General features: G+C 72.3%; 25 protein-coding genes. All 25 read right to left on the bottom strand.

What is annotated here, in order from left to right:
* Positions 1–14: 14 nt before the first annotated feature.
* Positions 15–986 (bottom strand): Gfo/Idh/MocA family protein, encoded by a 972-nt coding sequence (locus ACQEWB_RS26770; RefSeq protein ID WP_432835225.1) that lies wholly within the window; start codon positions 984–986, stop codon positions 15–17.
* Complete coding sequence (locus ACQEWB_RS26765; RefSeq protein WP_432835223.1) at positions 986–2,377, bottom strand: NDP-hexose 2,3-dehydratase family protein; 1,392 nt, start codon at positions 2,375–2,377, stop codon at positions 986–988. The genes ACQEWB_RS26770 and ACQEWB_RS26765 overlap by 1 nt, the downstream gene beginning before the upstream one ends.
* Positions 2,374–3,678, bottom strand: coding sequence for a lipopolysaccharide biosynthesis protein RfbH (gene rfbH, locus ACQEWB_RS26760; protein WP_432835221.1), 1,305 nt, complete (start codon positions 3,676–3,678; stop codon positions 2,374–2,376). Before rfbH ends, ACQEWB_RS26765 begins: the two co-directional genes overlap by 4 nt.
* A 34-nt stretch (positions 3,679–3,712) precedes the next feature.
* Complete coding sequence (locus ACQEWB_RS26755) at positions 3,713–4,618, bottom strand: NAD-dependent epimerase/dehydratase family protein (protein WP_432835219.1); 906 nt, start codon at positions 4,616–4,618, stop codon at positions 3,713–3,715.
* Complete coding sequence (gene rfbB / locus ACQEWB_RS26750; protein ID WP_432835217.1) at positions 4,615–5,604, bottom strand: dTDP-glucose 4,6-dehydratase; 990 nt, start codon at positions 5,602–5,604, stop codon at positions 4,615–4,617. Before rfbB ends, ACQEWB_RS26755 begins: the two co-directional genes overlap by 4 nt.
* Positions 5,601–6,668, bottom strand: a complete 1,068-nt coding sequence (locus tag ACQEWB_RS26745) for a glucose-1-phosphate thymidylyltransferase (RefSeq protein WP_432835215.1) — start codon at positions 6,666–6,668, stop codon at positions 5,601–5,603. The genes rfbB and ACQEWB_RS26745 overlap by 4 nt, the downstream gene beginning before the upstream one ends.
* A gap of 75 nt (positions 6,669–6,743) precedes the next feature.
* Entirely contained in the window at positions 6,744–6,875 is a 132-nt protein-coding gene (locus ACQEWB_RS26740; RefSeq protein ID WP_432835213.1) for a hypothetical protein, read from the bottom strand.
* Complete coding sequence (locus ACQEWB_RS26735) at positions 6,872–7,384, bottom strand: nuclear transport factor 2 family protein (protein WP_432835211.1); 513 nt, start codon at positions 7,382–7,384, stop codon at positions 6,872–6,874. The genes ACQEWB_RS26740 and ACQEWB_RS26735 overlap by 4 nt, the downstream gene beginning before the upstream one ends.
* Before the next feature lie 94 nt (positions 7,385–7,478).
* Complete coding sequence (locus tag ACQEWB_RS26730; RefSeq protein WP_432835209.1) at positions 7,479–8,408, bottom strand: alpha/beta hydrolase family protein; 930 nt, start codon at positions 8,406–8,408, stop codon at positions 7,479–7,481.
* Positions 8,405–8,968, bottom strand: coding sequence for a nuclear transport factor 2 family protein (locus ACQEWB_RS26725; protein WP_432835207.1), 564 nt, complete (start codon positions 8,966–8,968; stop codon positions 8,405–8,407). Before ACQEWB_RS26725 ends, ACQEWB_RS26730 begins: the two co-directional genes overlap by 4 nt.
* A 22-nt stretch (positions 8,969–8,990) precedes the next feature.
* Positions 8,991–9,212: an acyl-CoA carboxylase epsilon subunit gene (locus ACQEWB_RS26720; protein WP_432835205.1), complete on the bottom strand. Its 222-nt coding sequence runs from the start codon at positions 9,210–9,212 to the stop codon at positions 8,991–8,993.
* A gap of 20 nt (positions 9,213–9,232) precedes the next feature.
* A complete protein-coding gene (locus ACQEWB_RS26715; RefSeq protein WP_432835203.1) occupies positions 9,233–10,798 on the bottom strand; it encodes an acyl-CoA carboxylase subunit beta in 1,566 nt (521 codons plus the stop codon).
* A gap of 17 nt (positions 10,799–10,815) precedes the next feature.
* Complete coding sequence (locus ACQEWB_RS26710; protein WP_432835201.1) at positions 10,816–11,769, bottom strand: ACP S-malonyltransferase; 954 nt, start codon at positions 11,767–11,769, stop codon at positions 10,816–10,818.
* A 19-nt stretch (positions 11,770–11,788) separates the two neighbouring features.
* Positions 11,789–12,688, bottom strand: coding sequence for a 4'-phosphopantetheinyl transferase family protein (locus ACQEWB_RS26705; RefSeq protein ID WP_432835199.1), 900 nt, complete (start codon positions 12,686–12,688; stop codon positions 11,789–11,791).
* Positions 12,685–13,029 (bottom strand): acyl carrier protein, encoded by a 345-nt coding sequence (locus tag ACQEWB_RS26700; RefSeq protein ID WP_432835197.1) that lies wholly within the window; start codon positions 13,027–13,029, stop codon positions 12,685–12,687. The genes ACQEWB_RS26705 and ACQEWB_RS26700 overlap by 4 nt, the downstream gene beginning before the upstream one ends.
* A gap of 35 nt (positions 13,030–13,064) precedes the next feature.
* Entirely contained in the window at positions 13,065–15,293 is a 2,229-nt protein-coding gene (locus ACQEWB_RS26695; RefSeq protein WP_432835195.1) for an SDR family oxidoreductase, read from the bottom strand.
* A gap of 2 nt (positions 15,294–15,295) precedes the next feature.
* Positions 15,296–16,231, bottom strand: coding sequence for an aromatase/cyclase (locus tag ACQEWB_RS26690; RefSeq protein ID WP_432835193.1), 936 nt, complete (start codon positions 16,229–16,231; stop codon positions 15,296–15,298).
* Between the two features lie 44 nt (positions 16,232–16,275).
* A complete protein-coding gene (fabG, locus tag ACQEWB_RS26685; RefSeq protein WP_432835191.1) occupies positions 16,276–17,061 on the bottom strand; it encodes a 3-oxoacyl-ACP reductase FabG in 786 nt (261 codons plus the stop codon).
* A 115-nt stretch (positions 17,062–17,176) separates the two neighbouring features.
* Positions 17,177–17,446, bottom strand: a complete 270-nt coding sequence (locus ACQEWB_RS26680; protein WP_432835189.1) for an acyl carrier protein — start codon at positions 17,444–17,446, stop codon at positions 17,177–17,179.
* Between the two features lie 108 nt (positions 17,447–17,554).
* On the bottom strand, positions 17,555–18,772 hold the full coding sequence (locus ACQEWB_RS26675; RefSeq protein ID WP_432835187.1) for a ketosynthase chain-length factor: 1,218 nt from the start codon (positions 18,770–18,772) through the stop codon (positions 17,555–17,557).
* Positions 18,769–20,037 (bottom strand): beta-ketoacyl-[acyl-carrier-protein] synthase family protein, encoded by a 1,269-nt coding sequence (locus ACQEWB_RS26670; RefSeq protein WP_432835185.1) that lies wholly within the window; start codon positions 20,035–20,037, stop codon positions 18,769–18,771. The genes ACQEWB_RS26675 and ACQEWB_RS26670 overlap by 4 nt, the downstream gene beginning before the upstream one ends.
* Before the next feature lie 37 nt (positions 20,038–20,074).
* On the bottom strand, positions 20,075–20,404 hold the full coding sequence (locus tag ACQEWB_RS26665) for a TcmI family type II polyketide cyclase (protein WP_432835183.1): 330 nt from the start codon (positions 20,402–20,404) through the stop codon (positions 20,075–20,077).
* A 23-nt stretch (positions 20,405–20,427) separates the two neighbouring features.
* Positions 20,428–21,087 (bottom strand): TetR/AcrR family transcriptional regulator C-terminal domain-containing protein, encoded by a 660-nt coding sequence (locus tag ACQEWB_RS26660; protein ID WP_432835181.1) that lies wholly within the window; start codon positions 21,085–21,087, stop codon positions 20,428–20,430.
* A 28-nt stretch (positions 21,088–21,115) separates the two neighbouring features.
* Positions 21,116–22,417 carry an activator-dependent family glycosyltransferase gene (locus tag ACQEWB_RS26655; protein WP_432835179.1) on the bottom strand — a complete coding sequence of 434 codons (1,302 nt, stop codon included), beginning with the start codon at positions 22,415–22,417 and terminating at the stop codon, positions 21,116–21,118.
* A gap of 27 nt (positions 22,418–22,444) precedes the next feature.
* Positions 22,445–23,029, bottom strand: a complete 585-nt coding sequence (locus tag ACQEWB_RS26650; RefSeq protein ID WP_432835177.1) for an NADPH-dependent FMN reductase — start codon at positions 23,027–23,029, stop codon at positions 22,445–22,447.
* Positions 23,030–23,037: the final 8 nt, after the last annotated feature.

Genomic DNA, 23,037 nt, shown 5'->3' with positions numbered 1-23,037 from the left:
ATGTCGGGAACCGGTCAGGCGGGCGCCGGATGGAAGGCCGACTGCCGGATGTCCGAGAGCAGTTCGGCCTGGCGCAGGACCCGCGGGTCGGGGTGGGCGCCGGAGGTGACGGCGGCCGCGAACGCGCGGACCGTGGCCAGGACCTGGTCGGCGGGTTCCAGTTCGCGCCGCTCGGTGCCGGAGCGCCGCTCCAGGGTGATCACCGGCCGGTGGTCGGCAGGCGGGGTGAAGGCCCGGTCGACCGTGAGGCGGCCCTCGCTCCCCCACACCTCGTAGCGCGAGCCGTAGGCGTGGTCGATGCCGAACGTGAGCTGGACGCCGACCCCGTCGGGCGCGCTCAGCAGCGCCGAGCCCGCGGTGTCCACGGACCGGCCGGGCGGGGTGTGGAGCACGGCGTCCAGGACGCGCAGTCCGTCGCCGAGGAGGTGCAGCGCGGCCCGGACCGGGTACACCCCGGTGTCCAGCAGGGCGCCGCCGCCGAGGTCCGCACTGTGCCGGATGTCCTGATCGGGCAGCCGGGGGACGGCGAACTCGGCCCGGAACGCGCGGACTTCGCCGATCAGGCCGTCGTCGATCCAGCCGCGTACCGTCTCGTGCTGGGGATGGTGGACGAACATGACGTTCTCCATCAGGACCAGGCCGGAGGCCCGGGCCAGGGCCAGCAGTTCGGCGGTGGTCCGCGGGTCGGTGCTGAGCGGCTTCTCGGCGAGCACGTGCTTGCCGGCCCGCAGCGCGGCCTCCGTCCACCGCGCGTGCAGCGCGGCGGGCACCGGCACGTACACCGCGTCGACGTCGTCCCGTTCGAGGAGGGCGGCATAGCCGTGCACGGCCCGGGCCCCGTACCGCTGCGCGAGCCTGCGGGCCCGGTCCGTGTCACGGCTCGCGACGGCCGCGATCTCGACCTCCGCCGTGGCCGCCATGGCGGGCAGCACCCGGCGGCGGGCGATGTCCGCGCAGCCCAGCACGCCGATCCGAAGGGGAGCCATCAGGTGTGCGTCCGCATCGCGTTCAGGCAGGCCAGCAGGGTGCGGCCCTGCACGTTGACGTAGCGGCCGTGCCGGACCAGCGTGGTCAGCTGGGCCGGGGTGACCCAGCGATAGCCGGGCGGCGGGTCGAGCGGCGCCTCGTCCTCGTCGGCCTCGACGACCAGATAGCGGCTCTCGGCGTTGAGGAACCGTCCGCCCTCCTCCGCGTGCACGGCCTCGTAGCGGATCCGGTCCGGGCGCGCGCCCAGCACCAGGTCGAGGAAGGGAGGCCGGCCCGCCTCGCCCAGGTGGGCGTGGTTGCCGGGCGTGTACTGGACGGTGGGGCCCAGTTCGACGGTGTCCAGGAAGCCGCCCTCGACCCGGGCGTGCGCCAGCACGTGCGGCACCCCGTCGATGTCACGGGTCAGGAAGGCGGTGACGCCGAGGCCGACCGGCTGGAACAGCGGCTGGCTCCAGCCGCTGACCTCGCGGCTGCCCGCCTGCACCCGGACCGCCACGACGTCGAAGTAGCGGCCCTCCACATGGCTGATGGCCTTGTCGTCGCGCCGCCAGTCGGGCAGCCCGGCCAGCGGTGCGCGGACGGCGCTCACGTCGTGCCGGGAGCGCTCGGCGGTGAACCAGGACAGCAGATCCGTGTCGGAGTGCAGGGCGCCGCCCGTCTCGTCCGGGAAGGGCGCGCAGGCCAGTACGGTGCGCGAGTCCATGTTGACCACGTTGTCCCGGTGCAGCAGCGCGCCGATCTGACCGAGGGTCAGCCAGCAGAAGTCGTCGTGCTCGGGGACGTCGTCCACAGCCTCGACGATCATGTTGCGGTTCCTCTTGTGCAGGAACCAGGAGCCGTGTTCGGACTGGAGCACGTCGGCGAGGACCCGGCCGCGGCGCGGGTCGGTGAAGTACTCGAGGTACTTCACGTCGGCGCCCTTGTGCACCTTGGTGTAGTTGCTGCGGGTGGCCTGCACGGTCGGGGACAGCTGGAGCAGGTTGGGGTTGCCGGGCTCCATCTTGGCCTGCATCAGGCAGTGCAGGACGCCGTCGAACTCCTTGACGAGGATGCCGAGGATGCCGACCTCGGGCTGGTTGATGATGGGCTGGTGCCAGTCGCGCACGGCGCCCTCGCCGGTGGTGACGTGCAGTCCCTGGACGGAGAAGAAGCGCCCGCTGCGGTGCGCCAGGTCTCCGGTGTCCTGCCGGAAGGACCAGCCGTCGAGCTCGTCGAACGGGATCCGGTCGACCTCGAAGTGGTGGGCGAGGCGGCGCCGTTCGAGCCAGCCCGCGAAGTCCTCGGTGCGCAGCCGGGCGCCCGTCGTGGCGGCCGCGGAGCGGGCGATGCGGGACGGCAGCGCCAGGTCCTCGCGGGGCTTGAGGGCCAGGCCCAGGGTGAGGGTGCTCATGAGTTGGCCGCCACGAACTCGCGGACGGAGGCGATGACGTAGTCGAGCATCTCGTCGGTCAGGCCCGGGTAGACGCCGACCCAGAAGGTCTGCTCGGTGACGATGTCGCTGTTGGTCAGGTCGCCGACGACACGGTGGTCGGTACCGATGTAGGCGGGATGCCGGGTGAGGTTGCCCGCGAACAGACGCCGGGTACCGATCTTCCGGTCCTCCAGGAAGTCCACCAACGCGGCCCGGCTGAACGGCGCCTCCGGATCGACCGTGATCACGAAACCGAACCAGCTGGGGTCACTGTTCGGGGTGGCCTCGGGCAGCAGCAGATGCGGGACGCCGTCCAGGCCCTCGCGCAGCCGCCGCCAGTTGCTCTTGCGGGCGGCGATGAAACCGTCCAGCTTCGCCAGCTGGGTCAGGCCCAGCGCCGCCTGCAGATCGGTCGCCTTCAGGTTGTAACCGACGTGCGAGAAAATGTACTTGTGGTCATAGCCGGCCGGCAGGGTGCCCATCTGGTAGTCGAACCGCTTCAGGCACTTGTTGGACTCACCCGGCTCGCACCAGCAGTCCCGGCCCCAGTCACGCAACGACTCCACGATCCGGGCCAGCGCCAGGTTCTGGGTGAGCACGACGCCGCCCTCGCCCATCGTGAGGTGGTGCGCCGGGTAGAAGCTGACCGTGGTGAAGTCACCGAAGGTGCCGGTGAGTTGACCGTTGTAGGTGGCTCCGACCGCGTCGCAGTTGTCCTCGATGAGGAACAGCTCGTGCTCCACGGCCAGTTGGGCGATCTCGGCGACCTCGAAGGGGTTGCCCAGCGCGTGCGCGATGATGATCGCCCGGGTCTTCGGGCCGATGGCCGCCGCCACCCGCGCCGCCGTCGTGTTGTACGTGCCCAGCTCGACGTCGACGAAGACGGGCACCAGACCGTTCTGCAGAATCGGGTTGACCGTCGTCGGGAACCCGGCCGCCACCGTGATCACCTCATCACCCGGCCGCAGCCGACGGTCCTCCAGCAGATGCGAAGTCAGCGCGGTCGTGGCGAGCAGGTTCGCCGAGGAACCGGAATTCGTCAGATGCGCCTTGCGCCGCTTCATCCGACGCGCGAAGGCCGACTCGAACTTCCGGGAACTGCGCCCCGCCGCGATCCGCATCTCCAGCGCCGCCTCCACCAACGCCACCCGGTCCTCCTCGTCCAACACCGCCCCCGACGGCCAGATCTCGGTGGTGCCGGGTATGAATCCGTTGTCCGCGAGGGTGTCGCGGTGGTACTTGCGGACCTCGTCCAGGACCAGTTCCTTGTGGACGCTCATCGTCGCCTTCCCTGCCTGTTGTCGCTGATGGGGTTCACACGGCTGCGAGCAGGTCTCGCAGCGATTCGTCCAGTTCGCGCCGGGGCCGCCAGCCGAGCAGGCGTCCGGCGAGCGCGATGTCGGTCTGCTGCCACTCGGAGGCGGCGCGGGTCCCGTCCGGGGCCTCCAGCTCCACGAGCCGCACCGGGAGTCCGCTGAGGGCGACCATCCGGTCCACCAGCCCGCGCACCGGAACGGCCTCGCCCCGGCCGATGTTGACGATCCGTCCGGCCGCCGTACTCCGGTCGGCGCCGGCGGCCGCCACGACCGCTTCGGCCACGTCGCGTACGTCGACGAAGTCGCGCCGGGCGCGCAGCGGGGACAGCCGCAGTTCGGCCGCGGGGCCCTTCCGGCCGGCCTGCCGGGCCAGTTCGGCGGCCACCTTGCCGAGCAGGCTCTCGGGCGGCGCCCCGGGCCCGCACGCGTTGGCCACCCGGACGACGACCGCGTCCAGCCCTTCCCGTGCGGCGCCGAGCACCCACCGGGTGCCGCTCAGCTTGGTACGGCCGTAGGTGCCGGCGGGGGCGGGCTCGCGGTCCTCGGTGAGCGGGACGCCGGCCGGGGCCGGGCCGTACTCGTGCACACTGCCCAGCTGGACCAGCCTGGTGGGTCCGGGCAGGGCCGCGACCAGGCGGCGTACGAACGCGTCGTTGAGTTCGTACATCCGGCGCTCGTCGGCCTGCCACACGGTGCCCGCGGCGTTCACCACCACGTCGGGCCGGTGTGCCGCGAGGAAGGCGGCCAGGTCGGGTGTCGTGGCGGCCGAGAGGTCGATCGCGGCCCCGGGCGGCGCGCTCCGCGACACCCTCAGCACCCGGTCGCCCGCGGCCTCGAAGGCGTCGGCGATGTGGCGCCCCAGGAATCCGGTGGCGCCGAGGACCATGACGTGGCGGCCGGTCACGCCCGCCCGGCCTTGTCCTTGCCGGCCTTCCACCACTGCGGGTTGTCGCGGTACCAGGCGACGGTGTCGGCCAGGCCCCGCTCGAAGGGGATGCGCGGCGCGTAACCGAGCTCGGTGCGGATCTTGGTCTCGTCGAGCGAGTAGCGCCGGTCGTGTCCCAGGCGGTCGGTGACCTGGCGGACGGCGGACCAGTCGGCTCCGCACAGCTCCAGGAGCCGTTCGGTGATGTCGCGGTTGGTCTGTTCGTTGCCGCCGCCGACGTTGTAGATCTCGCCGGCCCGGCCCCGGGTGAGCACGAGCTGGATGGCCCGGCAGTGGTCGTCCACGTGCAGCCACTCGCGCACGTTGGAGCCGTCGCCGTAGAGCGGCAGCTGCCTGCCCTCCAGGAGGTTGGTGACGAAGAGCGGGATGAGCTTCTCGGGGTGCTGGTGGGGCCCGTAGTTGTTGGAGCAGCGGGTGATCGACAGGTCGACGCCATGGGTGCGCCAGTAGGAGCGGGCGATCAGGTCGGAGGCCGCTTTGGAGGCCGCGTACGGGGAGTTGGGCAGCAGCGGCCACTCCTCGGTCCACGAGCCCTCGTCGATCGTCCCGTACACCTCGTCGGTGGAGACGTGCACCGTCCGCGGGACGCCGGTGCGCAGGCAGGCCTCCAGGAGTGCCTGGGTGCCGCCCACGTTGGTGCGGACGAAGTCGGCGGCGAACTCCAGGGACCGGTCGACGTGCGACTCGGCCGCGAAGTGCACCACGGCGTCGTGCCCGGGCAGCAGGTCGAGGAGGAGGGGCAGGTCGCAGACGCTGCCCTCGACGAAGTCCAGCCGCGGGTGGTGGAGCGGGAGGTTGTCGCGGTTGCCCGCGTAGCTCAGCTTGTCCAGGACGGTGACGCGGGCGTCCGCGAACCCCTCGTACTCGTCGTATCCGCCGTCCAGGAGCGTGCGCGTGTAGTGCGAGCCGATGAAGCCGGCACCGCCGGTGACCAGGATCCTCATGCCGCGACCTCGATGGTGGTGTGGTCGCCGACGACCAGCCGGTGGTGCGGGGTCCGCCCGTCGGCGGGGCCGATGATGGCCATGCGGCCGATGAGCGAGCCGTGCAGACCGCGCACCTCGGTGACGGTCGCGCCGTCGAGGGCGATGGAGAAGCTCAGGTGGGTGCGGCGCAGCACGCAGTCGCGGCCGATGGAGGTGTCCGGGCCGATGTGGCTGTGCTCGACCAGGGTGCCGGCGCCGATGATCGCCGGTCCGACGATGTGCGAGCCGACCACCCGGGCGCCCTCCTCCACGACGACCGGTCCGATCAGGACGCTGGCCTCGTCGACCTGGCCGCGCACGGAGTGCGTCAGGCCGTCCAGGAGCTTGCGGTTGCAGTCCAGTACGTCGTCGGCGCGGCCGGTGTCCTTCCAGTAGCCGTCGTAGGTGCTGGCGGTGACCTGGTCGCCCCGGGTGACCAGCCACTGGACGGCGTCGGTGATCTCCAGCTCGCCGCGGGCGCTGGGGCTGATGGCGGCCACCGCCTCGTGGATGGCGGGCGTGAAGAAGTAGACGCCGACGAGGGCGAGGTCGCTGCGCGGGTGCTCCGGCTTCTCCACGAGCCGTTCCACGCGGCCGTCCTGGCCGAGTTCGGCGACACCGAAAGCGCGCGGATCGGCCACCTTGTGCACGACGATCTGGGCCGCGGGCCGTTTCTCGGCGAATTCCCGGGCGACGGCCTCGACGCCGTCCGGCAGCATGTTGTCGCCGAGATACATGACGAAGTCGTCGTCACCCAGGAACTCCCGGGCCAGCGAGACGCAGTGGGCCAGGCCCAGCGGTTCCTCCTGCTGGATGTACGTGATGCGCAGACCGAGCCTGCGGCCGTCGCCGATGACCGCGCTGATCTGCGCCGCACGGTCTCCGACGATGATCCCGACTTCGGTGACGCCCAGGCTCCGGACGTTCTCCAGGACGTGTTCGAGAACCGGCTTGTTGGCTATCGGGATGAGTTGCTTCGGCATGGAATAGCTGAAGGGCCGCAGACGGGTCCCCGACCCGCCCGACAACACCAGGGCTTTCATGGCAGATTCTTCCTCTCGCCCCGGTTCCGGGGACGTTGCCGAAAATCTTCGGAAAATCGGAAAAAGGGAAAGCTCTCAGTCGGTGCCGCGGAAGATGTGCCGGTCGGGGACGTCGTGCTCCTCGCCCGCGAGCAGCGCCGGGCGCTCGGTACCGGGTTCGGCCGGCGGGTGCTCGTCCTTGTCCAGCACCGGCAGACCGGGCGTCATCCGCGCGCCCCCTGCGCGGTCCACAGCACGCTCACGGTCAGCTCCGCGATGCGCCAGCCGTCGGGGGTGCGCTCGGCGCGTACGTCGTAGTGGGCGCCGCCGGTGAACAGCGGGGCGGAGTCGTCGAGCGGGATGTGCACGGCGTGGAGGTTGGCGTGGGCCGTGGCGCGGTCGCCCTCGACGGCGACGGCGCAGTTGGTGGCGTAGTGCTGGTTGCCCGCGAAGAGCGCCTTGGGGGCGGCCAGGAACTCGGGCAGTCCGGTGATGCCCGTGTGGCTGCCGTTGGGGAGGTTCAGCCGCGCCCGCTCGGTGAGCAGCGTGCGGTACCAGGCCTCGGTCAGCGGGCCGGGGTCGTCGAGTCCGTGGACGAACCGGTCGACCAGGGCGGTCAGTTCGGCCCGGTCCTCCAGCGCGCCCAGCCGCTCCTCGAGCGCGGCGATCCGGGCGCCCGACACGGCGTCCGCGGCCGGCGGCGGGGCGGTCACGGGAGTCGGGGTCAGCGAAGCCATGGGGTCTCCTTGTCAGGTCTGCTGGGTACGTCTGCCGGAACTTCTGCCGGCTCTTCTGGCGGCTCTGCTGCTGGCTCTGCTGCCGGCTCTTCTGCTAGGCCTTCTCGGCGCGGGCGGCCGCGGGTGCGCGGAGGGCGGGTGGGGCCGCGTCGTGGGCCAGGAGGCATTCCTCCAGGAAGCCCAGGACCCGCAGGTGGTAGGTGCGGGCCGCCCAGCCGAGGCTGATGTTGTGGCCGGCGTCGGGCAGTTGATCGACTGTCACCTTCGGCGCGGCCAGCGGGCGGCGCAGCTCGGCGAGGGCGTCCTCGTCGAAGCGCCACCAGCGCTCCTGCTCGGCGAAGGTGAACCGGACCGGGATCCGGATCCGGGCGGCGAGCGACGGGTACGCACGCGGCCAGGCCGCTGCCTCCCGCACCTCGGCGGCGGGGACGGCCGACACCAGCGCGCGGCCGAGCCGGAAGGCGTCCGGCGGATACAGCCGCAGGGCGCCCCAGTGCCGCCGCCAGTCGCCGTGCCCGGCGAGCCCGGGCAGCTGGTCGGAGGTGACGGCGAGCCGGGTGCCGATCCCGGAGACGTCCACCCCGAGCAGCCCGCCGCCGTCCTCGTGGGCGGCGGTGGCCAGCGCCAGCTTGCCGCCGTTGGAGTGGCCGACGACGAAGAACCCGGCACCGACGGGATGTGCGGCGGCGAAGGAGGCCAGCGCGGCGTGCAGGACGCGCGCCTGCTCGGCCAGTGGCAGCCCCTCCGGCAGCCGGTCCGCCGACAGGCCGTAGCCGGGGCGGTCCACGGAGAGCACGGTGTAGCCGAGCCCGGCCCCGGTGGCCAGCAGCGACAGCCCCGCGCAGGCCCGGCTGTCGAAGTAGCCGGCCCGCATGCCGCTGCCGTGCACGGCGACCACCACGGCGCGCGGCGGATGCCCGGCCGGCTCGGCGAGCAGCCCGGAGAGCCGGACGCCGTCGGCGTCGAGGACGATGTCGCGAACGGTCGGGGCAGTGGGGGCGGCGACGGCGGAGGGCCCGCTCACAGCACCGGAGTGCCGTCCGGACCGGGTCCGTCGGCCCAGGCGAGGTGGAATCCCCACTCCCGGATCCGCCAGCCCCGGGGCGTGCGGACGGCCTCGCCCTCGCCGTGGCCGCCGATCGTGAACAGCGCGCCGATCCGGTCCGGCGCACCCGGCGCGGGGTGGTGCACGTGCGTGGCGTGCATGTGGCAGCGCACCCGGGCCCGGTCGCCGTCCAGCCGGACCTCGTGGTTCGAGCTCAGGTGGATGGTGCGGTCGAAGCGCAGCTTGGCCCGGTGGTGGAACTCGGCGACGCCCTCGACGCCCTCGTGGACGCCGATGGGGAAGTGCAGCAGCACGTCGTCGGTGAAGACGGTGGCCGGCCAGCTCCCGTCGAAGCCGTCCTCGTCCTGGGTGTCCAGCAGGACCGTGTAACGGCCGACCAGTTCACTGATCTCGGCGCGGTCGCGCAGGTCGCGCACCTCGCGGCGCAGGGCCGCGAGCTCGTCGGCCAGGGCGCGCACGGCGGCCGGGTCCGGCACGGCCGGGGCGGGGACGGTGTGGTGCGATGCCACGGTCGTCACGTCGTTCACTCCTCACTCGGTTTCACGACCGCCGCGCGGCCGCGGGGTCGGCCCGCCAGCTGCGGGCGACCCGGTGGCCCGGCACCTGCCAGGGGGCGGTCGGGCAGTGCGTCGGCTCCTCCTCGCCGGTGGCGCCGCAGGAGCGGGCCATCAACACCAGGGCGAGCGCGGCGAGTTCCTCGTCGGTGGGCTTGCCGCGCTCGACGCGGATGGCGTCGGCCGGTTCGGTGGCGGGGCTGGTCACGGGCGGTGTCCTCACGGTGGTCACTGCGGGGGGTTGCCGTGCTTGCGCGACGGCAGGTCGGCGTGTTTGGCGCGGAGCATCTCCAGCGACCGGATCAGCACCGAGCGGGTCTCGCGCGGGTCGATGACGTCGTCGACGAGTCCGCGTTCGGCGGCGTAATAGGGGTGCATCAGCTCGGACTTGTACTCGGCGATGCGCTCCGCCCGTACCGCCTCCGGGTCCTCGGCCGCGTTGATCTCCCGCCGGAAGACGACGTTCGCGGCGCCCTCGGCGCCCATCACCGCGATCTCGTTGGTGGGCCAGGCCAGGGACAGGTCGGCGCCGATGGAGCGGGAGTCCATGACGATGTACGCGCCGCCGTACGCCTTGCGCAGCACCAGGGAGATCCGCGGGACGGTCGCGTTGCAGTACGCGAAGAGCAGCTTGGCCCCGCGCCGGATGATGCCGTTGTGCTCCTGGTCCACGCCCGGCAGGAATCCGGGCACGTCGACCAGGGTGACCAGCGGGATGTTGAACGCGTCGCAGAACTGCACGAACCGGGCGGCCTTCTCGGACGCCTCGATGTCCAGCACGCCGGCCATGCTGGCGGGCTGGTTGGCGACGATGCCGGCCACCTGGCCGTCGAACCGGGTCAGCGCGCAGACGATGTTGGTCGCCCAGGCCGGGTGGACCTCGAAGTACTCGCCGTCGTCGACGATCTCCTCGATCACCGCGCGGATGTCGTACGCCTGTCCCGGCTCGGTCGGCACCAGGTCCAGGAGCCGGTCGTTGAGCCGGTCCGCGGGGTCGCCGGAGCGCTCGACGGGCGCCAGTTCACGGTTGTTGGAGGGCAGCAGCGACAGCAGGTAGCGCACGTCGTCGAGGCAGTGCTCCTCGTCGTCGTAGGCGAAGTGGGCCACGCCCGAGGTGCCGGCGTGCACGTCGGCGCCGCCCAGCCCGTTCTGGGTGATCTCCTCGCCGGTGACGGCCTTGACGACGTCCGGCCCGGTGATGAACATCTGCGAGGTCTCGCGGACCATGAAGACGAAGTCGGTGAGGGCGGGCGAGTAGGCCGCGCCGCCGGCGCACGGGCCGAGCATCACCGAGATCTGCGGGATGACGCCGGAGGCCTTGGTGTTGCGCCGGAAGATGCCGCCGTAACCGGCGAGCGCGGTGACGCCCTCCTGGATGCGGGCGCCGGCGCCGTCGTTGAGCGACACCAGGGGCGCGCCGGCCGCCTCGGCCAGGTCCATGATCTTGTGGATCTTCTGGGCGTGCGCCTCGCCGAGTGCTCCGCCGAACACCCGGAAGTCATGGGCGTAGACGAAGACCGTGCGGCCGTGGACGGTGCCCCAGCCGGTGACGACGCCGTCGCCGTAGGGCTTCCTGTCCTCCAGGCCGAAGCCGGTCGCCCGGTGCCGGCGCAGCGGCTCCACCTCGTTGAACGACCCCTTGTCCAGCAGCAGCGCGATCCGCTCGTGGGCGGTCAACTTGCCCTTGGCGTGCTGGGTTTCGGTGGCGGCGGGGCTCGGGCCGTCCTGCGCGGCGCGCTTGCGGTCGGTCAGTTCGTCTATGCGGTTCCGTATGGTCTCGGTCGCGTCGGGCATGCGGTCCTCCACGGGGTTCAGACAGGGATGGCTGCGGGCGCCGCGGCCGGCGCCAGGCGCAGCCCGGCGGCGGTGCCGGTCACCTGGACGTCGGCGCCGGGGGCGGTACGGCGGATCGACCCGGCCAGCACGGGTCCGGGGCCGGCCTCCACGAACCGCCCGGCGCCCAGGGCCACCAGCCGCCGCACGGTGTCCGTCCACCGCACGGGTGCGGTGAGTTGATCGCGCAGGGCCACGACGGCCCCGGCCGCGTCGGTCACCGGCCGGGCGGTGACGCTGGAGACGACGGGCAGGTCCGGGTCGTGGAACTCGGTCTCCAGGAGCGCCTCGGCGAACTCCGCCGTGAACCCGCCGAGGAGGCCGGAGTGGAACGGCCCGCCGACGGGCAGCCGCTCCGTGCGCGTCGCGCCGGCCGCCCCGGCGGTCCGCGCCAGCCGGTGCACGCCGGCCACCTCGCCGGACACCACGGTGTGCCCGGGGCCGTTCTCACAGGCGATCTCCACGCGCCGGCCGGCCGCCGTGGACTCGGCGCACAGGCGTTCCACCGTGGCCGCGTCGAGTCCCTCGACCACGGCCATGGCGCCCGGCACCCGGTCGTCGGCGGTGGCCACGAGCTCGGCGTGCAGCCGCACCAGCAACAGCGCGTCGACCCAGTCCAGGACGCCCGCGGCCACCAGGGCGGTGTACTCCCCCAGGCCGTGCCCCGCGACGAGGTCGGGCCGCACCCCTTCGGCGCCCAGCACCTCCAGGGCCGCGAGGCCGGTCACGAAGGCCGCCGGATGGGCGACCGCCGGATCGGCGAAGTGGTGGGCGGGGCCCTCCCGGCACAGCCGGGTCAGCGGGATGCCGAGCAGGTCGTCGGCCGCGCGGTAGTACGTCGCGGCCAGGCCGGGCCGGTGCGCGAGCAGGGACTCCGCCAGGCCCACGCGGTAGGGGCCCAGGCCGGAGAAGACGAAGGCGGTACAGGTCATACGAGTACGTCCTTTCCGTTCATCCGGGCGCGTCCTCTCCGTCACTCGCGAGGCGGGCCGGACTCGTGAGGCGGGCCGGGAGGACCGCCGCGGAGGTGGCCGGAGCACCCGCGCCCAGGTCCACCCGCACCGACTGCGGGGCGTCCTGCGTCAGCCAGGCGTCCGAGGCGTCCAGCCAGCGCTCCGGCACACAGCGCACCCGGGCCTCGGCGGGCGCGCTGCTGTGTACGGCGGCCGCGGCCGCGTGGGTCGGGAAACAGGGCAGGTCGAGCACCGTCCACCCGGCCGGGTGCAGTTCGGCGCGCAGGCCCAGGTAGTCGGCGGCAAGGCTGCGGCTCAGGCCCGTCCCGAGACCCTTGAGGTAGGCCTCCTTGCGGGTCCAGAGCCGCCCGAACAGGCCCGGCCGGTCGGCGGCGTGGGCCGCGGCGAGTTCGGCGCGTTCGCCCGGGTGCAGCGCCTGCGCGCAGACCTCGACCCGCTCCTGGCCCGGCAGCTTCTCCACGTCCACGCCGACGGGCACGGCGGCCACGCCGACCAGGGCCACGCCGGAGCTGTGGGAGAGCGAGAAGTGCAGGGGGTACGGGGCGTCCGTCATGACCGGGCGGCCGTGCGGTTCCCCGCAGCCGGGGCACGGTTCGCACCCGAACCGCACCTCCTCGGGGCGCCGTCCGGTGTAGCGGCCCAGCAGGCGACGCAGCGCGATGTGGGCGCTCGCGTAGAGCAGCCCGTCGGCCGGGCGCAGGAAGGCCTCGGCCTTCGACCGCTCCGTGTCGTCGAGCCCGGACAGGTCGAGGGCACTCACGTCACCACCGGCGGGACTGCGGATCAGCCACAGGTCGAGCCGGCCGGACGAGACGGTGAACACCGGCGACGGCAGTGCCGTGCCGTGGGGCGCCGGTGGGGCGACCGGCGCCGTCATACCGGTATCGCAGACCGGTGATGGGCGCCGTCCGGGCCGAGTTGTCCCGCCAGGCAGTCGATCAGCTCGGCCGCGCTGTTGGCCCGCAGCAGCCGCTGCAGGTCGATGGAGACGCGCAGGGCCGCCTCCAGTCGGTACTGGAGCTCGAGCCCGGCGATCGACCCGATGCCGAGGCTGTACATGGTGCGGCCGGTGGCGTCGACGCGTTCCGCCGCGATGCCGAGGAGCCGGCCGATCTCTTCGCGGATGTACCGGTCGAGGGTCCGCCACCGCTCCTCGGCGGTGAGCGCCGCGAGGCTGGCGGGGTCGGGCGGCTCGGCGGTTGTCGCTTCGGTGGTCATCTGGAGTCCTTGGAGTGAGGGGCCGACCGCGCGGCTCAGCCGAGGAGGGTGCCGCCGGTGGCGTCCACGAAGGACCCCGTGACCCAACGGGCGTCATCGGAAGCCAGGAAGGCCACGACATCCGCGATGTCCTCCGGCTCACCGACCCGGCCCAACGCCGACAACCGCGCCATCTGCTCAACCACCTCAGGCATCCCGAACACCGGGTTGTCATTACGCGTGATGCCCGGCGCGACACTGTTGACCGTGATCCCGCGGGGGCCGAGGTACTTCGCGAAGTGCAGGGCGAGCTGGTCGAGTGCGCCCTTGCTCATCGCGTACGCGATCTCGTCCGGGTTCGCCACCCGCGTCAGCCCCGACGTGATGTTGATGATCCGGCCACCATCACGCATATGCCGCAACGCCCGCTGGACCAGGAAGAACGGCGCCTTCGCATTCACCGCCATGATCCGGTCGAACGCCTCCGGCGTGGTGTCCTCCGGCTTCACCCCGCCCATCACCCCGGCGTTGTTCACCAGAATGTCCAGCGCAGGCGAACCGGTGCGCTCCCGCAGCCCCTCCTCCAACTCCAGGAACAACTCATGCACATCACCCGCCACACCCAGCTCGGCCCGCACCGCGAACGCACGGCCGCCATCCCGCTCGATCTCCTCGACGACCTCCCGCGCCGCCTCCTTGCCACTGCCGTAATGGACCGCGACCAACGCACCCTCCCGAGCCAGCCGCACAGCCGACGCCCGGCCCATCCCCCGACTCGAACCCGTCACCAACACCGTCTTGCCCGTGAGTCCGTCCATGTCCTTCTTCCGGTTCTTCGGAGTCGCGATCGCGGTTACGGACGCCGGCTCGCCGAACCAGCGCCGCAGTGCGCCGGTGGCTTCCGATGCCGAGGTCCCGGCCCAGGCCACATAGCCGTCGGGCCGTACGAGCAGGGCGTCGGTGTCCTCGGGACCGCCGTCCGCGAGGCGCACCAGCTCCGCCCAGGGCGCGGCGGCGGCGCGCAGCGCGGTGTCGCCGGGCGGCAGCACCAGCAAGCCCTGTCCGGAGCGCAGCAGTTCGGTGGTGCCGACAGGGCTGCCGTCGACGGTGACCTCGCGGGGCGGCAGCCGATGCCCGCGGTCCGTGCCGTAAGCGATGTCGAGGCCGGAGATCATGCCGGCCAGCCGGGTGCGCACGTTCTCCAGCGGGATCAGCTCGGCCAGCACCTCGCGCAGGGCGTTCACCTCGGTGCCGCCGAGCAGCAGCCGGGCCTGGGCGGCGATGTTGCCGAGGACCCGGGCGCCGACCGGGTGCCGTTCGGCGTGGTAGCTGTCCAGCAGGTCCTCGGAGGCCCGCCCGGTGACCTGGGCGGCCAGCTTCCAGCCCAGGTTGACGGCGTCCTGGAGCCCCAGGTTGAGGGCCTGGCCGCCGATCGGCATCTGCCGGTGGGCGGCGTCGCCGGCCAGCAGCAGGGGTCCGCGCCGGTAGGCGGTGGCCTGCCGCGACGCGTCGCCGAAGGAGTTCACCCACAGCGGTGTGCCGGCGCCGATGTCCTCGCCCGTGACCCGCTGCCACGCGTCCACGACATCGGTGAACTCCGGTTGCCCGGGGCGCGGTCGGGCGCCGAACTCGTGCACCATCACCCGGGTCACGCCGTCGGGACGCCGGGCGGCGATGGCGAGTCCGGCCGGCAGCCGCTCGAACCGCCGGTTGGGTACGTCGATGCCCGCCACGTCGGCGCGCAGCAGCTCGCGTGCGGCGTCGGTGCCGGGGAAGTCGAAGCCGCCCAGCCGGCGCACGGCACTGTCCTCGCCGTCGCAGCCCACCAGGTGGGCGGCCCGGAAGAGCGCCGTCCGCCCGTCCGGGCCGAGCACCTCGGCCTCGACGCCTTTGTCGGTGACCGTCACTCCGGTGAGCCGGTGGCCGCGCCGGACGTCGGCGCCGAGGCGGGCGGCCCACTCCCCGAGCAGTTCCTCGAGGCGGGTCTGCGGGACCTTCCACTGGCCGGGATACGGGCTGGGCAAGGTCAAGTCGAGCGCGAGTCCGCCGAAGTGGCCGCGCGGCTCGGCCGGGATCTCGCCCAGCGGGTCCAGCAGGCCGCGGCCGTCGAGGATCTCCATGGTGCGGGCGTGCAGGGTGGACGCCCGGGACTCCGTGGTCGGCGCGTCGAGCTGCTCCAGGACCACGACGTCCGCGCCGCCGAGCCGCAGCTCACCGGCGAGCATCAGCCCGACCGGACCCGCGCCGACCACGACCACCTGGGTGGTGATGCAGTCCTGAGCCATGGTCAGGCCCTGGCTTCCGCGTAGTCCTTGGCGTGGCCGAGGGTGGCGCGGCTGTTGGTGCTCAGGGCGTCCCGTACGAAGGTCTTCGCGTCCTCGACGGTGGCGTCCGCACCCAGGATCTTCGCGATGTTCGCGGTGTTGATGGTCACGGTGTGCTGCGAGGACGCGGCCACACCGTCGGCGGTGTCGGCGAACGTCCAGTAGCCGGTGTGCAGGGTCATCAGCGCGGGCAGCGTGACCTGCTTGTAGGCGATCTTCTGATGCGGGAAGGTCACCCGGTACGACTTCGTGGTGTGCGTCGAACCGTCCTTCGCACGGGTGTCCATCTCCAGCGACTGCAGCCCCGGGGTGTCCTCCTGAAGCCGCACCGTCGCCACGTGCGGCAGCCGCTCGGACCACCGGCCGGCCTCGTTGATGAAGTCGTAGACGTCCTTGGCCGAGCCCGCGACGTGCACGGTGTCCTCGAAGGAGAAGGTCACATCCTCCGCCGCGTGCGCGAGTTCGACGTTCTGCTTCAAAGCCGCCAGCTCCGAGCGGGAGTTGCGGTCGACGGCCTCCTCGATCCAGGCCAGCCCCTCGGGGTCGTCGCCGATGGCACGGTAGTCGTGCAGCAGCCGCACCCGGGACTCGCCCGGTGAGAGCGGCTCGATGATCCAGGTGCCGCCCATCGCCGCCACCGGCGGCGTGCTGACCTCCTGACGGAAGGTGATCCGCAGCCCCTCGGGGTCCAGGGTGCGGCGCGAGGTCCAGTTCTTGGCCTCGCCGTTGGCGGTCGCCCAGATACGGATACGCTCGCTGTCGCCGTCCTGTTCGACCTGGTCGACGTAGATGGTCGGCGGGAAGATCCGCGGCCAGTTGCGGACCTCGGCGATCAGCCGGTAGACGGCCCCGGCCGGCGCCGAGGCAGTGATCGCGTGCTCGACCTCACGGATGGTCATCGTGAACTCTCCTCAGAAACAAGGGACTTGGGACAGCCGTAGGCTCAGAAGTTGCCGAGACCGCCGCAGACGTTCAGGGCCTGCGCGGTGATGGAAGCGGCGGTGTCCGAGGCCAGGTAGCCGACCAGGCCGGCCACCTCCTCCGGCGTCGAATAGCGGCCGAGCGGGATCTTCGCCTGGAACTTCGCGAGGATCTGCTCCTCGGTGCTGTCGTAGGCGGCCGCGTAGCCCTGGCGGACGCGCTGGGCCATGGGCGTCTCGACGTATCCGGGGCAGACCGCGTTGACGGTGATGCCGGTCGGGGCGAGCTCGTTGCCCAGCGCCTTGGTGAAACCGACGACACCGTGCTTGGACGCCGAGTAGGGCGCGCCCAGCACCACACCCTGCTTGCCCGCCGTGGAGGCGATGTTGATGATCCGGCCGCGGCTCTTGTGGCGCATGCCGCCGGTGTTGAGGACTTCCCGGGTCACGCGGAAGACGCTGTTGAGGTTGGTGTCGATGACGTCGTGCCACAGCTCGGCGGGGATGTCGGCGGTGACGCCGCCGCCGCTGCGGCCCGCGTTGTTGACCAGCACGTCGACGGTGCCGAAGCGGTCGACGGCGGCCCGTACGAAGGCCAGGACGCTGTCGTCGGAGCGCACGTCGAGGGTGGTGCCGTCGACGTCCAGGCCTTCGCCCTGGAGCTGCTTGACGGTCTCGGCGACGTTCTCGGCGTCGCGTGCGCCGATGAACACCTGGTGGCCCTGGCCGGCCAGCAGCCGGGCGGCGGCGAGGCCGATCCCGCTGGTGGCGCCGGTGACGAGGGCGACCCGCTTGTCCTGCTGCGACATGGGTGACTTCTCCAAAGGCTGGTGAGGACGTGAGGACTTGAGGGCGCGCGGAAAGGGCGCGGCCGCCGTGCGGGGGACCACGGCGGCCGCGCGGGGAGGGGCCGGAGCCCGGGGGTCAGGGGGCGACGAGGGTTTCGAGCTGGGTGTTGATGGCGGTGACCAGGGAGCGTGGGGTGCGGTTGTCGGTGAAGACGTCGTCGTCCAGCGCTATGCCGTACTCGCGCTCTATCCGGCCGCCGGTCTCCAGCAGGGCCAGCGACTCGTAGCCCAGCTCCTCGAACTCCGTGTCGAGGATGTCGCCGTCGAGGTCCACGCCCTCCTCGGCACCGGCGCCCTCCAGGAGAATGCGCTTGAGGTCCTCGATGGTGAAGGTCCGCTCGGACATGGGTGTGCCTTCCTTGTCTCGCGCCGAGGGGCGCGCCGATGTGCTGCATGACGAGTGCCCGCCGCCGGGTGGCGACGGGCACTTCGGGTAGGGGCGGCCGGGCTGCGGTCAGTCGACCTCGCGGACCACCACGGCGGAGTTGTAGCCGCCGTATCCGCGGGCGAGGACGAGTGCCGTGCGGACCGACGCGGCCCGCGGCTGTCCGACGACCAGGTCGATGTCGTAGCCCGGCGCGCACTCCACGTTGGTGGTGGGCGGGATGATGCCCTCGCGGATGGCGAGCACCGCGGAGACCACGTCGACCGGGGCGGCGCCGGAGTAGAGCCGGCCGATCATCGTCTTCGGCGCGGTGACCGGGACGCCACCGGGGCCGAAGACCGCGGTGATCGCGTCGGCCTCGGCGCGGTCCAGGTCGGGTGTGCCGGCGCCGTCGGCGAAGACGACGTCCACGTCCGCGGCCGTCACGCGGGCGTCGGCCAGCGCCACCTCGACGGCGCGGCGCAGCCCGGGCTCACGGCCGCTGCCCGGCTTGGGGTCGAACGTGGCGCCGTAACCCGCGATCTCGCCGTAGAGCGTGCGGGCACCGCGCTCGCGGGCGGTGTGCTCGTCCTCCAGGATGAGCAGCGCCCCGCCCTCGCCCGGCACATAGCCGTTGGCGTCCGCGTCGAACGGCAGGTAGGCGCGCTCGGGGTCGGTCCGGGTGGAGAGGCGGCCGCCGGCGATCTGCGCGACCCAGCCCCAGGGGCAGATCGAGGCGTCGAAGCCGCCGGAGAAGATCAGCTTGCTGCCCTTGCGGATCTGCCTCCGCGCCTGGGCGATCGCGTCGAGGCCGCCCGCGTGGTCGCTGACGACGACCCCGCTGGGGCCGCGCATCCCGTTGCGGATGGAGATCTGGCCGCTGTTGACGGCGTAGAACCAGGCGAAGGACTGGTACGCGCTGACGTACTGGCTGCCCTGGCTCCACAGCTTCTTCAGCTCGTTCTGGCCGAACTCGAAGCCGCCGGAGGTCGACGCGGTGACCACGCCCATGTCGAACTCGGGGATGTCCCCGGGCCGCACGTCGGCGTCCTCGAAGGCGCAGTCCGCGGCGACCAGCGCGAGCCGGGTCATCCGGTCGGTCTGCGGGAGCAGCCTGCTGGGCAGGTGGTCCGCGGCCTCGAAGCCGTCGATCTCCCCGGCCAGTCGGGCCGGGTAGGAGGAGGCGTCGAAGCGGGTGACGGGACCGATCGCGTTCTTGCCGACGCGGGTCGCGGCCCAGAAGTCGTCCACGCCGAGGCCGTTGGCGGTGGCGACGCCGATGCCGGTGATCACTGCCCTGGCGGTCATGCCGCGCTCCTTTCCGGACGGGCCAGCACCATCGCGCTCTGGAACCCGCCGAAGCCGCTGCCGACCGTCAGCACCGCGTCGGTGCGGTGCTCGCGCGCGGTGACCGGGACGTAGTCGAGGTCGCACTCCGGGTCGGGGGTGTGCAGGTTCGCGGTGGGCGGCACCACGTTGTTCTCCATCGCCAGCACCGACGCGGCGATCTCGATCGAGCCGATCGCGCCGAGCGAGTGCCCGACCATCGACTTGATGGAGCTGACCGGCGTGCGGTGGGCGTGGTCGCCGAGGCTGAGCTTGAACGCCGCCGTCTCGTGGCGGTCGTTCTGCTTGGTGCCGGAGCCGTGGGCGTTGATGTAGTCGATGGACTCGGGGTTCATCCGCGCCTCGGCCAGCGCCACCCGGATCGCCTCGGCCATCTCCCGGCCGTCGGGCCGCAGCCCCGTCATGTGGAAGGCGTTGCAGCGGGAGGCGTACCCGGCGATCTCGGCGTAGATGTGGGCCCCGCGCCTGGTCGCGCTCTCCAGTTCCTCCAGTACGAAGACGGCGGCGCCCTCGCCGAGGACGAACCCGTTGCGGGTGCCGTCGAAGGGGCGGGAGGCGTGCTCGGGATCGTCGTTGCGCGGGGTGGTCGCCTTGATCGCGTCGAAGCACGCCATGGTGATCGGCGAGATCGGGGCGTCGGTGGCGCCGGCGATCATGACGTCGGTGCTGCCCTCGCGGATCAGCTCCACGGCGTGGCCGACGGAGTCGAGACCGGAGGTGCAGCCGGTGGAGACCACCGTGGCCGGGCCCTCGGCGCCGACCGCCCAGGCCACCTCGGCCGAGAAGGAGCTGGGCACGAAGTAGTTGTAGAGGTGTGGGGGCGCGTAGGTGTGGTCGACCAGGTCGAGCCGGCCGTCGTCGCTGACGACCCGGTACTCCTCGTCGAGTCCGGTGGTCGCGCCGACGGCGCTGCCGATGGTGACGCCCGTGCGGTGCGGGTCGAAGCCGGCCAGGGCCAGCCCGCTGTCGGCCAGCGCCTCGCGGGCGGCGACGACCCCGAACTGGGCCGCCCGGTCCATCCGGCGTATCTCCTGCGCGGTCAGTCCGTGCAGTTCGGGGTCGAAGTCGGCCTCCGCCGCCACCTGCGAGCGGAACGAGGAGGGGTCGAAGAAGGTGATGCCACGGGTCGCCGTGCGCCCCTCGCTCAGCAGGCTCCAGAAGTTCTTGGCACCGATGCCGCCCGGCGCCAGCACGCCGACCCCGGTGATGACAACGCGACGGCTCACTGGAGGTGGCCTCCCTTCGTGTCGGGCGTCGGCGGCGTCACTGGGCGGCCGACCAGTTGTAGAAGCGGGTGGCCATCGCGTCCTTCGGGGACTGCCAGGTGACCGGGTCGTAGGCCTCGATGAACGGCTTGAGGTCCTGGCTGATCCCGACGAACCGGGGATCGGTCTTGGCCTCCTCGATCAGCTCGCCGCCGTTGTCCGTGTCGAAGTCCTGGAGGTGGAAGTACAGGCCGTTGTACGCGAACAGCTGGCGGCGGCGGGTGCCCATGCGGTGGGGCATGTCCGTCCGGTCGAACTCGGCGAACAGGCGGCCGACTTCGGCGCTGGACGCCAGGTCCATGCGCGCCACGATGAGGGTGCTGTGCATGTCTTCTCTCTTCCGTTCTCGGGTCAGCGGCCCGCGTCGGGGCGGTAGAGGCGGATGAAGTCCGCCACGCCGGTGCTGATGAGCTGTTCGGTCTCGTACTCGGCGAGCGGCACGGCGCCGTGGAAGGAGCGCGCGACCACCCCGCCGGCGACGAGCTGGATGAAGCGGCCCGCGGCGCAGTCGGCGTCGGCGATGTCGAGCAGTCCGCGGTCGGCGACGCGCTGGAGGCGGCGGGCCAGTTCCCGCTGGGCCTGCCGGGGCCCGGCGGTCTGCCACATCTCCAGCAGACCGGCCGGCAGCCGGGCCGACTCGGCCTGCAGATGGCGCACGATGGCGAAGTGCTCGGGGAACGTGGCCAGCGGCGTCAGCCAGGCCCGGCCGAGTGCGACCAGGTCCTGCTCCAGGTCGGTGATCTCGGCCAGGTGGCTCTCCGCGATGACCGTCAGGGCGGCCGACAGCGAGGCTGCGCTGTCCAGCAGGACGGACAGCAGCAGCTGGTCCTTGTCCTTGAAGTAGTGCCCCACCAGCTCGGTTTCGAGGCCGGCCGTCTCGGCGACGGCCTCCAGGGTGCTGTGGGTCCAGCCGTCGCGGGCGAAGACGGCGCGGGCCGCCTCCACCAGTGCGCGCCGGTCCTCCGCGGGACCGGCCTGCGCGCGTACGAGGGTTGCTTCGGGCGTGGGCATGCGGTGCTCCTTCGTCAGAACGGGCGGGTCACGCGACGGCCGCGGACCGGGACCGGTGTTCGCGGGCGAGCCGCTCCAGGACCGGGACGATCTCGGCCGGGCCCGGCGTGCCGAGCGCCTCCTCGTACAGGTCGGCGGCGCCGTCCTGGAACGACGGCTCGGTGAGGACCCGGAGGATCTGCTTCTTCAGCTCGTCCATGGTGGTCGTCTCCCGGTCCACCAGGACGCCCGCGCCGCGCTCGGCGACGTACCGGGCGTTGTCCAGGAAGTCCCCGAAGTGCTTGGGGATGACGATCTGCGGGACCTTGTGCGCGGCCGCGGCCGCGTAGGTGCCGCCGCCCCCGTGGTGGATGATCGCCGAGCAGGTCGGCAGCAGCTCGCCGAGCGGGATGTAGTCGACCGTACGGACGTTGGCGGGCACCGTGCCGGCCTTGTCGAGCTGTACGGAGTTGAAGGTCGCGACGACCTCGACGTCGAGGTCGCCGAGCGTCTCCAGGAGCGCGGCGATCGAGACGCCGTGGTTCTCCTGGAAGAAGGTGCGCCCGCTGGCGCCCAGGGTGAGGCAGATCCGGGGGCGCTCGGGCGGGGTGCTCAGCCAGTCGGGTACGACGGCCGGACCGGCGTAGGGGACCCGGCGCAGGTTGATGGTGCGCAGGCCGGTCGCCTCGGTCGCCGACAGCCGGGGCGGCATGAGGTCGACGGTCCACTGCCCGGTCAGCAGCTCCTCGTCGAACTCCTGCCCGAGCCGGTCGAGCGTCGGCTGCATCACCTGTCGTACGAGGTCCTCGTCGACGCCCGAGGCCGGGTCGGCCAGCGCGTCGAGGAACCGGCGGCGCAGCCAGCCCATGCGGTCCAGGCCCCACAGCACCCGGGCGTGCGCGGCCCCGCAGGCGCGGGCCGCCAGCGGCGAGGCCAGCACCAGCGGGTCCCACAGCACCAGGTCGGGCTGCCAGGCGCGGGCGTGGGCGATCAGGTCGTCGGCGAAGGCCTGGCCGCCCGCGCCGACCGGCTCCTGGGAGTAGTAGAGGGTGAAGGCCGCGAGGACGAAGTTGCGGATGTGGCCGCGCTTGTCGGCGTCGTCGGTGCCCAGGGCGAGGGCCTCGGTGATCCGCTCCAGCCGCTCGTCCTGGCCGGTGGCCTGGACTGCGGCGGGGATGTTCACGTTCTCGCCGGCCGGTACGGCGGTCAGCCCGGCCGCGTTGATGTGCTCGACCATGCTGGGGTGGCTCGCCACCCGCACCTCGTGCCCGGCGTTGTGCAGGGCCCAGGCGAGGGGCACGTTCGGGGTGAGGTGGGTGGGTGCGGGCATCGTCGTGATCAGGACGCGCATCGATCGGTCTCCGTGGGTGAGGGGGGTTCAGACCCGGTAGGGGCGACTCAGCCGGGCGTCGTGGAGCGAGGCCGCCCACCACTTGAGCTGGTCGAGCATGACCTTGGCCGCCCCGCTGCACCCGGGGCCGTCCTTGGGCAGTCCGTCGGAACCGAACTGGTCCCATACGTCCATGAAGCTGACCGAGTCCCGCAGGGTGACCGCGTGCAGTTCGGCGAAGACCGGGTGGAGCTGCTCGATGGCGCGCAGGCCGCCGGACCGGCCGCCGTAGGACACGAAGCCGATCGGCTTGGCGCGCCACTCGGCGACGTGCCAGTCGATGGCGCTCTTGAGGACGGCCGGGTAGGCGCGGTTGTACTCGGGGGTCACGACGACGAAGGCGTCGGCGGCGGCCAGTCGCGGGGTGACGGAGGACAGCTGCCGCTCCGCCTCCTCGTTCGGCGGCCGGGTGATCATGACGGGCAGTTCGGCCGTGACCAGGTCGACCACGTCGACCTCGAAGTCGCCGTACTGCTCGGCCTCGCGGACGAACCACTGGGCGACCAGGGGACCGGACCTGCTGTCGTTGCCGCAGGTGGTGAGCACCGCGAGGCGCAAGGGCCGGGTGGACATGGGCGGAC

Source organism: Streptomyces sp. CA-249302 (assembly GCF_050936785.1).
GTDB lineage: Bacteria > Actinomycetota > Actinomycetes > Streptomycetales > Streptomycetaceae > Streptomyces.
Note: the sequence above shows the minus strand (reverse complement) of the source record. Positions and strands in the feature narration are given on the sequence as shown.